This window comes from Pseudomonas sp. MF5691 (assembly GCF_016405645.1).
Classification (GTDB): Bacteria; Pseudomonadota; Gammaproteobacteria; order Pseudomonadales; family Pseudomonadaceae; genus Aquipseudomonas; species Aquipseudomonas shahriarae.
On the sequence record NZ_JAEKDC010000001.1, the window covers coordinates 137,052 to 149,073 of the forward strand.

General features: G+C 62.2%; 13 protein-coding genes. 7 read left to right on the forward strand and 6 right to left on the reverse strand.

The window, feature by feature from the left end; genetic code table 11:
* Positions 1 to 12 precede the first annotated feature (12 nt).
* Complete coding sequence (locus JFT44_RS00655) at positions 13 to 624, forward strand: PolC-type DNA polymerase III (protein WP_057441176.1); 612 nt, start codon at positions 13 to 15, stop codon at positions 622 to 624.
* Positions 625 to 1,047: 423 nt separating this feature from the next.
* Here JFT44_RS00655 and JFT44_RS00660 read toward each other — a convergent pair whose 3' ends face one another.
* Positions 1,048 to 1,506, reverse strand: coding sequence for an Lrp/AsnC family transcriptional regulator (locus tag JFT44_RS00660; RefSeq protein ID WP_057958359.1), 459 nt, complete (start codon positions 1,504 to 1,506; stop codon positions 1,048 to 1,050).
* A 160-nt stretch (positions 1,507 to 1,666) separates the two neighbouring features.
* On the opposite strand from JFT44_RS00660, the gene yedA reads away from it, so the two are divergent.
* Positions 1,667 to 2,563, forward strand: coding sequence for a drug/metabolite exporter YedA (gene yedA / locus JFT44_RS00665; RefSeq protein ID WP_057958360.1), 897 nt, complete (start codon positions 1,667 to 1,669; stop codon positions 2,561 to 2,563).
* Between the two features lie 48 nt (positions 2,564 to 2,611).
* On the forward strand, positions 2,612 to 3,943 hold the full coding sequence (locus tag JFT44_RS00670) for a DEAD/DEAH box helicase (RefSeq protein WP_057958361.1): 1,332 nt from the start codon (positions 2,612 to 2,614) through the stop codon (positions 3,941 to 3,943).
* A gap of 118 nt (positions 3,944 to 4,061) precedes the next feature.
* Here JFT44_RS00670 and JFT44_RS00675 read toward each other — a convergent pair whose 3' ends face one another.
* Together JFT44_RS00675 and JFT44_RS00680 are read right to left on the reverse strand one after the other, a co-directional pair.
* A complete protein-coding gene (locus JFT44_RS00675; protein WP_057958362.1) occupies positions 4,062 to 5,297 on the reverse strand; it encodes a TIGR03862 family flavoprotein in 1,236 nt (411 codons plus the stop codon).
* A gap of 172 nt (positions 5,298 to 5,469) precedes the next feature.
* On the reverse strand, positions 5,470 to 6,390 hold the full coding sequence (locus JFT44_RS00680) for a histone deacetylase (protein ID WP_198817583.1): 921 nt from the start codon (positions 6,388 to 6,390) through the stop codon (positions 5,470 to 5,472).
* 75 nt (positions 6,391 to 6,465) lie between these two features.
* On the opposite strand from JFT44_RS00680, the gene JFT44_RS00685 reads away from it, so the two are divergent.
* The 3 genes from JFT44_RS00685 (at position 6,466) to JFT44_RS00695 (ending at position 8,560) form a co-directional block, all read left to right on the forward strand.
* Entirely contained in the window at positions 6,466 to 7,035 is a 570-nt protein-coding gene (locus JFT44_RS00685; protein ID WP_057958363.1) for a GNAT family N-acetyltransferase, read from the forward strand.
* Between the two features lie 71 nt (positions 7,036 to 7,106).
* Positions 7,107 to 7,976: an acyl-CoA thioesterase II gene (gene tesB, locus JFT44_RS00690; RefSeq protein ID WP_057441166.1), complete on the forward strand. Its 870-nt coding sequence runs from the start codon at positions 7,107 to 7,109 to the stop codon at positions 7,974 to 7,976.
* Complete coding sequence (locus JFT44_RS00695) at positions 7,973 to 8,560, forward strand: HAD family hydrolase (protein ID WP_057958364.1); 588 nt, start codon at positions 7,973 to 7,975, stop codon at positions 8,558 to 8,560. Before tesB ends, JFT44_RS00695 begins: the two co-directional genes overlap by 4 nt.
* 52 nt (positions 8,561 to 8,612) lie before the next feature.
* Here the strand turns inward: JFT44_RS00695 and JFT44_RS00700 are convergent, their stop codons facing one another.
* The 3 genes from JFT44_RS00700 to JFT44_RS00710 are packed head-to-tail and all read right to left on the reverse strand — an operon-like array spanning position 8,613 to position 10,947.
* Positions 8,613 to 9,590 (reverse strand): alpha/beta hydrolase, encoded by a 978-nt coding sequence (locus tag JFT44_RS00700; protein ID WP_115129055.1) that lies wholly within the window; start codon positions 9,588 to 9,590, stop codon positions 8,613 to 8,615.
* Entirely contained in the window at positions 9,591 to 10,481 is an 891-nt protein-coding gene (locus tag JFT44_RS00705) for a neutral zinc metallopeptidase (protein WP_057441162.1), read from the reverse strand.
* Between the two features lie 52 nt (positions 10,482 to 10,533).
* Complete coding sequence (locus JFT44_RS00710) at positions 10,534 to 10,947, reverse strand: hypothetical protein (RefSeq protein ID WP_057958367.1); 414 nt, start codon at positions 10,945 to 10,947, stop codon at positions 10,534 to 10,536.
* A 195-nt stretch (positions 10,948 to 11,142) separates the two neighbouring features.
* On the opposite strand from JFT44_RS00710, the gene JFT44_RS00715 reads away from it, so the two are divergent.
* Entirely contained in the window at positions 11,143 to 12,021 is an 879-nt protein-coding gene (locus tag JFT44_RS00715) for a DMT family transporter (protein WP_057441158.1), read from the forward strand.
* The last annotated feature ends 1 nt before the right edge of the window (position 12,022 follow it).

The following is a 12,022-nucleotide window of genomic DNA, read 5'->3' on the forward strand; positions in this document are numbered from 1 at the left end:
GTTGGAACAGGTTTGGAACGTATAGCGGTCATCGACTTTGAAACCACCGGCATCTCGCCGAGCAGCAGTTGCCGGGCCACGGAAATCGCCGTGGTCATCCTGGAGCAGGGCCAGATCGTGGACCGCTACCAGAGCCTGATGAACGCCGGTGTGCGCGTGCCGGGGTTTATCGAGCAGCTGACCGGCATCAGCAATGCCATGCTGCGCAGCGCGCCGCCGGCCGAGCGGGTGATGAACGAGGTCAATGAATTTGTTGGCACCACGCCGCTACTGGCGCACAACGCCGCGTTCGACCAGAAGTTCTGGGACTTCGAACTGGGCCTGATCCGCCGCACCCGCCTGCAAAAATTCGCCTGCTCGCTGCTCCTGGCCCGCCGGCTGATGCCCACGGCGCCCAACCACAAACTCGGCACCCTGACGTCTTATGCGCAATTGCCCCACACCGGCAAGGCTCACCGGGCGATGGCGGATGCTGAAATGGCGGCCAACCTCACCGCCCACCTGGCCCAGGAACTGCGCCGCACCCACGGCTTGCGCGAGTTGACCCATGATCTGCTGTGCAGCCTGCAAAAAGTGCCGGCAGCGAAGATCAATGACCATCTGAAGAAACATCGCGGGTTCTGATCCCGATTCTCAGAACGATAAAGAGCAAAATGTGGGCGTCGGGTGTGGGTAGGCCAGTTGGTGTATTCGTGGCTGATACACCGCTATCGCAGGCAAGCCAGCTCCCACATGGGATCGCATCCAGCCCAAGCAATCGGGTTAGCTGTGGGGCCGGGTGTGCTCGCGATGGTGGTGTGTCAGTTGAGATATTTTGGCCTGATACACCGCTATCGCAGGCAAGCCAGCTCCCACATGGGATCGCATCCAGCCCGGGCAATCGGGTTAGCTGTGGGGCCGGGTGTGCTCGCGATGGTGGTGTGTCAGTTGAGATATTTTGGCCTGATACACCGCTATCGCAGGCAAGCCAGCTCCCACATGGGATCGCATCCAGTCCGGGCAATCGGGTCAACTGTGGGAGCCGGGCTTGCCCGCGATAGCGCTCGCTCAGGCGCCGCCATTCTTTCCCTCCAAATACCCCAACGGCAACCGCCGCTCTACGGCGCTCGACAAGATGATCGAGGTTTTGCTGAACCCGAATTTCGCCACCCTGTTGATCAGGCTTTCCAGTTCCGGCATCGAACCCACCGCCGCCTGCATGATCACGCACGGGTCGCCGGTGACCCGATGGCATTCGGTCAGTTCGGGGATTTCTGCCAGCGCGTCGTAGACTTTCTGGCTGCCGTTTTTGGTCAAGCGCAGTTCAATCGTGCACTGGATCGGCAGGCCGATCTTGGACAGGTCGACCTTGGCCTGGTAACCGGTGATCACTCCGCTGGCCTCCAGCTTGGCCACGCGTTCAGCCACGGCGGGGGCGGAGAGGTTTACGGTGCGGGCCAGTTGCGCGTAAGTGGCGCGCCCATCCTTGAGCAGGGCGCTGAGAAGCATGCGATCGTATTTGTCCATGAATAAGGCTCTGGCAATGGCGGGCTTTCGAATACAAGGCTTATAGCCCTGATAACCATGATTTGAAAAGTGTATGGGCGCTTTAAACAGGTTTTGTAACTTATGTTTACTGGTGTGGATTTCTAAAATAACGATCCCTTGTCCTGCTGCAGAGCTGCCCATGCCTGGCCCACGTCGTTTTCCCTTACCGTTGATCGCAGCTTTTTTTGCGCTGTATGTGATTTGGGGGTCTACCTACCTGGTGATCCGTATTGGCGTGGAGTACTGGCCGCCGCTGATGTTGGCGGGGATTCGCTTCTGTACTGCGGGGGCGCTGATGTATGGCTACCTGCGCTGGCGCGGGGTGCCGGCACCGACCTGGGCGCAGTGGAAGGCCGCGGGCATGATCGGCATCTTGCTGCTGACCTTCGGTAATGGCGCAGTGAGTGTGGCTGAACACAGCGGCGTGACTTCCGGTGTCGCTGCGCTGGCCGTGGCGACGGTGCCGTTGTTTACCTTGCTCTGTGGATATTTCTGGGGCGCGCGTAATACCCGTCTGGAGTGGGCCGGGGTGATTCTGGGGATGATCGGCATTGCCATGCTCAATATGGGCTCCAACCTGCAATCGAGCCCGTTGGGCGCTGGGCTGCTGTTGTTTGCCGCCGCTTCCTGGGCTTTTGGTTCGGTATGGAGCCGGCACTTGCCGTTGCCCCAGGGCGCCATGGCCAGCGCCGCCGAAATGCTGATCGCCGGGGTGGTGCTGTTGATCGGCAGTGCACTCAAGGGCGAGCACCTGCAAGCGATGCCCCCGGTGGAAGGCTGGCTGGCCCTGGCTTACCTGACCGTCTTTGGCTCGATCATCGCCTTCAACGCTTATATGTACCTGCTCAAGCACGTGCGTCCGGCAGCGGCCACCAGCTATGCCTACGTCAACCCGGCGGTGGCGGTGTTGCTGGGCATCGTGTTTGTCGGCGAGACCATTGGCCTGGAAGAAGCCCTGGCGATGTTGGTGATTATCAGCGCCGTGTTGTTGATCAGCCTGCCCCAGTGGCGCAAGCCGAAGCCGGAAATAAGGTAAACTGCCGCGCATTACGCCCTTGCGCTGAATTTTTCCTACGGTAAACACATGACTTTCGCCACACTTGGCCTGATCGAACCCTTGCTGCGCGCCCTTGAGGCGCTTGGCTACCAGACCCCGACGCCGGTGCAGGCGCAAGCCATTCCGGCGGTGCTGGCCGGTCGCGACCTGATGGCTGCGGCCCAGACCGGCACCGGCAAGACTGCCGGCTTCGCCGTGCCGCTCCTGCAACGGTTGACCATGGAAGGGCCAAAAGTCACCGCCAACTCGGTGCGTGCGCTGATCCTGTGCCCGACCCGCGAGCTGGCCGAGCAGGTTCACGCCAGCGTCGCCCAGTACGCCGAGCACCTGCCGTTGACCACCTACGCGGTGTATGGCGGCGTCAGCATCAACCCGCAAATGATGAAGCTGCGCAAGGGGGTCGACGTGCTGGTGGCCACCCCTGGTCGCCTGATCGACCTGTTCCGCCAGAACGCGCTGAAACTCAATCAGCTGCAAACCCTGGTGCTGGATGAAGCCGACCGCATGCTCGACCTGGGTTTTTCCGAAGAGCTGGCGAACATTTACCGCATGCTGCCGAAAAAGCGTCAGACCCTGCTGTTTTCTGCGACCTTCTCCGATGACATCCGCCTGCTGGCCGGGCAGATGCTTATTGACCCGCTGAGCATCGAAGTCAGCCCGCGCAACGTCGCTGCCAACACCGTCAAGCAATGGGTGGTGCCGGTGGACAAGAAGCGCAAGGCGGAGCTGTTTGTGCATCTGATGCGCAAGGGCAAGTGGAAGCAGGTGCTGGTGTTCGCCAAGACCCGCAACGGTGTGGATGCATTGGTAGACAAGCTACAAGGCCTGGGGATCAATGCCGACGGCATCCACGGCGACAAGCCACAAGCCACGCGCCAGCGGGCACTGGACCGTTTCAAGGCCAGCGAGGTGCAGATCCTGGTGGCCACTGATGTGGCGGCCCGTGGCCTGGATATCGAAGATTTGCCGATGGTGGTCAACTTTGACCTGCCCATCGTTGCCGAGGACTACATCCACCGTATCGGCCGTACCGGCCGGGCCGGCAATACCGGCGAGGCGATTTCCCTGGTGTGTGCCGACGAAGTGAACATGCTCTCGGCCATCGAAATGCTGACCCGCCAGACCCTGACCCGCAAAATGGAACAGGACTTCGAACCGGAGCACCGCGTACCCGACACCGATGCCAGCGGGCAGGTGGTGAAGAAGCCGAAAAAACCGAAGAAGCCTAAGACGTCTGGTGGTGGCGGTAAGCGCAACCTGGGCAAGTGGGTGGAAAGCGGGGAAGTGGCGGCGGAACCGTCGATCAAGCCGGTGCGCAAAGTGCCTGTGTTTAATACCGGGCCGCGTAAGAAGAAGTAACTTCTTTGGCGTCTGTCAGGGCCTCATCGTAGGCAAGCAGCTCCCACATTTGAATGTGTTCACAGATCAAAATGTGGGAGCTGGCTTGCCTGCGAAGGCGGACCTGAGCTGCCCGCAACTATCGGCGCTGGAGCCACTCCAGCATGCCACGCCCCGCCATCCGCCCACTGGCAAAACACCCCGTCAGTAAATACCCACCTGTCGGTGCCTCCCAGTCCAGCATCTCCCCGGCACAAAATACCCCCGGTAGCTGCGAGAGCATCAAGCGCTCATCCAGCGCTTCAAACGGTACGCCGCCGGCGGTACTGATGGCTTCATCCATCGGCCGGGTTTTTACCAGCGTCAGTGGCAGTGCCTTGATATCCACAGCCAACTGCGCCGGATCATTGAAGTGACCTGTGGGCGCCAACTCGCGTAACAGCGCAGCCTTTACCCCATCCAGGCCCAACTGGCTGTGCAAATGCTTGCTCATCGAGCGTGAGCCACGGGGCTTGGCCAATGCGGCCTGCACCTTGTCCAGCGGCTTGCCCGGCAGCAGGTCGATGTGCACGGTGGCTGAACCGTCGCGGTGGATCGCTTCGCGAATCGGCGCCGACAGCGCGTAGATCAGACTGCCTTCGATACCGGTCGCGGTGATCACGCATTCGCCCAGGCGGGGTTTGTCATCCGCCAACCCTATGGCGACGTTTTTCAGCGGCGCGCCGGCGAATTTGCTCACCATTAATTCGCTCCAGGCTGACACCTCGAAGCCGCAGTTGCTGGGCTGCAGCGGGGTGCAGGGCACGCCTTGGTCTTCCAGCAACTTGAGCCAGGCGCCGTCCGAGCCCAGGCGCGACCAACTGCCACCACCGAGGGCCAGCAGTACGGCATCGCTGTGGACAGTCTTGTCGCCCTCCGGGCTGTGGATAATTAAGCCGCCGTCGGCATTCCAGCCCTGCCAGCGATGCCGGGTGTGGATAACTACCCCCTGGTCGCGCAGGCGCTTGAGCCAGGCGCGCAGCAGGGGGGCGGCTTTCATGTCGGTAGGAAACACACGGCCGGAGCTGCCGACAAAGGTTTCGATGCCCAAGCCATGAATCCATTCGCATAACGCCTCGGCACCAAACTGGCGCAGCAAGGGGGCAATGTCCGACGCGCGTTCGGCGTAGCGTGAAAGAAATGCCGGGTAGGCTTCGGAGTGGGTGATATTCATGCCGCCCACGCCCGCCAGCAGGAACTTGCGCCCCACCGATGGCATGCCGTCATACAGGTCCACCCGGACCCCGGCCTGGCTCAGGACTTCGGCAGCCATCAGCCCGGCGGGGCCGCCGCCGATGATCGTGACGTGAAAAGGCTGGGCTGGGATCTGAGGCATGGGGGTGACTGCGGTTCGGCGAAGTAGGGCGAGCATTCTACCCGAGGACCGCGAAACTGCCTGATCAAAAAACGTACACCTTCCTACATGCTATGTGGTGCCTGCCTTACAGGCGGTTACGCTCAAGTTATCCACAGGCCGTTCCACAGGCATTGTGGGTAACGCCCAGGTTTCAATGACAACCTGATGACGTCCACACCCGCTGCGCACTGTGGTGCAGGATGCCGTGGCGCCGGGCCAGGGCGTGGCGGTCCTTGCTGTAGCCGCCACCGATCACGCCCACCACCGGGATATCGCGGCCCAGGCAATGGCGCATCACGCTTTCGTCACGGGCGGTGACGCCTGCGTCTGTCAGCTTGAGGTAGCCGAGGGCGTCGTCCTTATGCACATCGACGCCCGCGTCATACAGCACCAGGTCGGGCTGATACAGCGGCAGCAGGTAGTTGAGGGCATCGTCCACCACCGTGAGGTAGTCGGCGTCGCCCATGCCCATGGGCAGCGGGATATCCCAGTCGCTGGCGGCCTTGCGCGCCGGGAAGTTCTTTTCGCAGTGCAGGGACACGGTAATGGCGTCCGGTGTGTCATGGAGGATACGCGCGGTGCCATCGCCTTGGTGCACGTCACAGTCGAAGATCAGCACCCGGTTGACTCGCCCACTGGCCAGTAGGAAATGGCTGATCACCGCCAGGTCATTGAAGATGCAAAAGCCCGCCGGGTAATCGTAATGGGCGTGGTGGGTGCCCCCCGCCAGGTGGCAGGCCAGGCCATGTTCCAGGGCCTGCTCGGCCGCCAGCAACGAGCCACCGACCGCGCGCACGGTGCGTCGGGCCAGGGCTTCGCTCCAGGGCAGGCCCAGGCGCCGCTGGTCTTCGCGGGACAACTCACCGCTCATATAACGTTCGATATAGCCAGGGTCATGGGCCAGGGCGAGCACTTGGGCCGGGCACAATTCGGGGCGCAGCAGTTGGCTGTCCTGGGTCAGGCCGCTGTCGACCAGGTGATCGCGCAGCAGCCGGAATTTATCCATGGGGAAGCGATGATCCGCCGGGAACTCGGGGCTGTAGTCGTCGTGGTAGATCAATGGCAAAGGCATGGCAATTTCTGACAGGAACCAACGACGGATCTTAACAGCGCTGTACACTCACGCACATGGCAAGGGAGGGGAACGATGGAGCCGATACTGCAGTTGGAAAGCGCGCGCCTGGTGTTGCGCCAATGGCGCGACAGCGATTTGCCGGAGTTTGCCCGGATGTGCGCCGACCCGCAGGTGATGCGCTATTTCCCGGCACCCCTGGACCGCCTGGAAAGCGCGGCATTGATCGGGCGAATACGTGGGCATTTTGCCGAGTATGGGTTTGGTGCGTGGGCCCTGGAGCGTAAGGACAGCGGCGAATTTATCGGCCTGACGGGGTTGATGAATGTCGGCTTTGACGCCGACTTCACCCCGGCGGTGGAGATTGGCTGGCGCCTTGCCCGCGAGCACTGGGGCCTGGGTTTTGCCAGTGAAGCGGCCTGGACTGCATTGCGTTGTGGTTTTGACCGTTTGCAGTTGGAAGAAATAGTGGCCTTCACCACCGAGGCCAACCTGCCGTCGCAGAAAGTCATGCAGGCCATCGGTATGCATTACGATCCGGCGGCAGATTTTCAGCATCCCAGGCTCGCGGCGGACGATCCGCTGCGCCATCATGTGTTGTACCGCATCACCCGCGCCCAATGGTTGGATACGCTGCACGGATAGGCAGGCCGCCCGATGTTATTACCCGCCGCAGCCAAGACTGCGCGGTTTTGCTTTGTGTGAGGAGAGTTTGAATGAGCCAAGTGTTGGAAGATCTGGTCGACTTGCTGACCCTGGAACCGATTGAAGAAAACCTCTTCCGCGGCCGCAGCCAGGACTTGGGTTTTCGCCAACTGTTCGGCGGCCAGGTTTTGGGCCAGTCGCTGTCGGCAGCCAGCCAGACCGTCGAAGAAGCGCGGCATGTGCATTCGTTGCACGGCTATTTCCTGCGCCCAGGCGACGCTGGGCTGCCAGTGGTCTATCAAGTGGACCGGGTGCGCGATGGTGGCAGCTTCAGCACGCGCCGGGTGACGGCGATCCAGAAGGGCAACCCGATCTTCACCTGCAGCGCCTCGTTCCAGTACGACGAAGAAGGCTTCGAGCACCAGACCACCATGCCGGTGGTGGTGGGCCCGGAGAACCTGCCGTCGGAGCTGGAACTGACCCGGCAGCGTGCGCACCTGATCCCCGAGACCATGCGCGAAAAACTGCTGTGCCCCAAGCCGATTGAAGTGCGCCCGGTGACCGAAAAAGATCCGTACAACCCGCAGCCGTCCGACCCGGTCAAGTATGTGTGGTTTCGCGCCGATGGCGCCCTGGCCGATTTGCCGGCGCTGCATAAATACCTGCTGGCCTACGCCTCGGACTTCGGCCTGCTGACCACCTCGTTGCTGCCCCATGGCAAGACCGTGTGGCAGAAGGACATGCAAGTGGCCAGTCTTGACCATGCGCTGTGGTTCCACGCTGACCTGCGGGCCGATGACTGGTTGCTGTACGCCATGGACAGCCCATGGGCCGGCAATTCCCGCGGGTTCTCCCGTGGCAGCGTGTATAACCGCGCGGGCCAACTGGTGGCCTCGGTGACCCAGGAAGGCCTGATTCGCCATCGCAAGGATTGGGCATGAGCCTCACGGACGTAAAACACTGGGTGTTCGACATGGACGGCACCCTCACGGTGGCCGTGCATGATTTTGCGGCGATCCGCGTGGCCCTGGATATTCCGCCTGCCGATGACATTCTCACCCACCTGGCTGCGTTGCCAGCAGCGGAGGCGGCGGCCAAGCATGCCTGGTTGCTGGAGCATGAGCGCGAACTGGCGCTGGGCTCGGTAGCGGCCACGGGCGCGGTGGAGTTGGTGCGCGACCTGGCAGCACGGGGCTGTCGCCTGGGGATCCTGACGCGCAACGCCCAGGAGCTGGCGCACATCACCTTGAAAGCCATCGGCCTGGCGGACTGTTTTGCCGTGGAAGATGTGCTGGGCCGCGACGACGCCCCGCCCAAGCCTGATCCCGGTGGCCTGTTGAAACTGGCCCAGGCCTGGGATGTGGCGCCGGCCGAGATGGTCATGGTGGGCGACTATCGCTTCGACCTGGATTGCGGCCGGGCGGCGGGGACGCGGACGGTGCTGGTCAACCTGCCCGAAAACCCATGGCCGGAACTGGCAGATTGGCATGCGCAAGACTGCGCAGCACTGCGCCAGATGATCTAGCCCAGGCACCACGCATCACCGGTAGGAGCTGGCTTGGGTTTTCCCTGGGGGATTAGTGGAACAAGGCCTTCTGCCCCAGCGGCGAGGTAAACATCTTGTCGCCGTCATGCCCAACCCCAGGCACTTCAATCAACCTCTGGCTCAACTGCGGATGCCGCTGCTTGAGGTAGTCAAAGTAGTTATGCCCGCGAATCAGCCGATACGCGCCTTGGGTCTCGGCCGCGCAGCTCTTGTCCAGGGCCGGGTGGTTGGGGTCGGTGTCCTGCTGGCCCAGCAGGTAGGTGATATCCCGTGCGGCGTAGGCCTTTTCCATTTGCTGGGGGCTTTGGCCGTTGGCGTAGGCCGGCAGTTTTTGCATGCCGTACTTCCAGTCATTGAACTGCGGGCAACTGCCCGGCGCTAACTGCACTGGGCGCTGCGGGCTGAAGTAGGCGTAGGACGATGGGTTGGCGATCACATAGCGCAGGCTGATGCCGGCGGCTTGCAGGGCCGGGTGATCATGGCCGGTCAGGGCAAAGCGCTGTACCACCTGGCCGCCACCGGAATGCCCGGCGACCACTATTTCCTTGAGGGCCGGGAACAGTTGGCGGTTGCCCAGGTGCTTGATGATCTGGTCCAGGGCGCCGTAGGAACTGATCTGGCCATGACCGATTGACGAATCGCCCGCCATCCATCCATTGCCGTGCCAGCGCAGTACGCTGTCGCCCAGGTGATGGCGCTGGATATCGGCATCGTTGAGAAACTGCGGTGCGATCACCAGGGTGTTGGCGCCTTGCCCCGCGTGGGCGGCGGCATCTTCGGCGCTTTTGAGGTAAGTCTGGGCGTTGCGCAGGCGCCCATGCACGATGATCAGCGCCCGAGTGATCTGCGGCAGTGGCTGGCGCCAGTCCTGGCTAAGGCCCAGGCTCAGGTCGCCGGCTTGCAGGGAGAAACGCTCGGGGCTGACAACCTTGACCGCCTGCCCGGCGGCGAAGGGGGTGGTGGCGCAACCGATCATCAACCCCAGCAGCCATCCGGCTCGTTTACTCATTTACAGACTCTTGGCCGAAAAGGTATCGCATTGGCTGATCTGGCCCTGGGCAAACCCGGTCTTGAACCAGCGAACCCGCTGTTGCGACGTGCCGTGGGTGAACGAGTCGGGAACCACACGGCCCTGGCCCTGTTGCTGCAAGCGGTCGTCGCCGATGGCGTTGGCGGCGTTCAGCGCTTCTTCGATATCGCCCGGTTCCAGCCAGTTCAGGCGCTTTTGCGCGCGGTTGGCCCAGACCCCGGCGAAACAGTCGGCTTGCAGTTCCTGGCGGACCAGCAGGCCACCATCGCCCTGCATCTGCCGGCCTTGCTGGCGTGCGACCTGGATTTTCGAGGAAATGCCCAGCAGGGTTTGCACGTGGTGGCCGACTTCGTGGGCGATCACATAGGCCTGGGCAAAGTCGCCGGCCGCCTGGAAGCGCTGGGACATTTCGCGGAAGAAATCCAGGTCCAGGTAGACCTGCTGGTCGGCCGGGCAATAGAACGGGCCGCTGGCGGAGGTCGCGCCACCGCAGGCAGAATTCACCCGGCCACGGAACAGGATCAGCTTGGGGTTCTTGTAAGTCAGGCCGTTTTCCTGGAACACCTGGCCAAAGGTGTCTTCGGTGTCGCCCAGCACGGCGCGTACGAAATCTGCCTGCTCATCATTGGCGGGCGGCGCCTGGCGTGTTTGCGGGCTGACCGAAGGGGCCTGTTCAGTCATCTGGCCGCTCAGTTGCCCGAGGATCTGCATCGGGTCCTGGCCGGTGAGCAGGCCGATGCCGACGATCAGCACAATGGCGGTCAGGCTCAGGCCCTTGCCACCCCCAAAACGCATGCCGCCGCCACCGCCGCCGCCGTCATTGCGCGCGTCGACCACGTTGTCGCTGCGTCGACCCTTTTTCCATAGCATGGGGCAATCCTCTTGATGATCGTGTTGTTAGCGCCGTGATTGAGTATGGCCGTTATTCGCGGCAATACCCTTCGCCCGTATTGACCACCAGGCAATCTTTTTTATCAGCCAGCCATTTCAAACCGGTGGCGGCGCCGTCGCCGGCACGCAGTATTTGCGGGCCGTCCGGGCGGTTGAAGGTGATGCCGTCTTCGCTGGCCTGGCCCTTGAAGGTGCCGGAGGCGTCGGCATCGAGGCCGTACTGCATGCTCAGCAAGTAATGCCCGCGGCCGATGCTGTCGTCCTTGCTGACGGTCAGGTGCAGGCCTTCGACGCCGACCCACTTGCCGACCCATTTGTCGGTGGGCAGGGTCTCCGGGACCAGGGTCGCTTGTACGGAAGGCGGCGCCGGCTTGGGCGGCTCGGGTGTTTTATCGCAGGCACTGAGCAGGGCGAGGGTCGAGAGAATAAACAGTGTTTTTTTCATAATGGATTGGCCTTGATTAAAAAAAGCGCAATGGCTGGCTGGCGTGCAGCGTTGGACTGGGTTTAGGCGATTTAGTGCGCTGATCGCCCGCTGTTTGGTTATGCTCTTGAGACCGATGCACCACCCGCTCTAGATTAGCGCGTTGAGTGCCACTGCTTGCGGCGGTCATTTCAGCCTGTCACGCACGAGAATTCAATGACCCTCAGCACTCCTCTTTCCGGCGTCAACCATCCCTTCAAGGGCATCGTGCTGATTGTGCTGGCGACGTTTCTGTTTTCCAGCCATGACGCGTTGTCCAAATACCTCGCCGGCTTTTACCCCATCGTGATGGTGGTATGGGCCCGGTACATGGTGCATACGTTGCTGATGGCGGGGATTTTCCTGCCGCAATCGGGCTTGCGTGTACTGCGCAGCAAGCGCCCGTTGTTGCAGGTGGCCAGGGCGTTGTGCCTGCTGGGCACCAGCCTGTTTTTTACCGCTGCCCTGCATTACATCCCGCTGGCCGAAGCCACCGCAGTGAACTTCCTCGCGCCGATCCTGGTGACGGCCCTGTCGGTGCCGCTGCTGGGCGAGCATGTGACGCGGGGCCAGTGGCTGGCGGTGATCTGCGGGTTTGTCGGGGTGATCATCATTGTGCACCCGGGCGGTGAGCTGTTCACCCCGGCGGTGTTGTTGCCATTGGTCTCGGCGTTGTTCTTCTGTTTCTACCAACTGCTGACCCGCATCCTCAGCCAGTACGACAGCCCGACCACCAGCAACTTCTTCGCCGGCCTGTGCAACACCCTGGTGATGAGCGCGCTGGTGCCGTTCTTCTGGCAGGTACCGACCCTGGGCCATGGCCTGTTGATGCTGGCACTGGGCACCTGTGGGATGACCGCGCACTTGATGCTGACCCAGGCCTTCCGCTTCGCTGCACCGGCGTTACTGGCACCGTTCGGCTATTGCCAGATCGTGTTTGCGGGGCTGTTGGGCTGGCTGGTGTTCAATCACACCCCGGACCTGACCACGGTGGTCGGGATCGGGGTGATCTGCCTGAGTGGCTTGGCCGCTGCCTGGCAGCAGCGGCGGCGTTGAG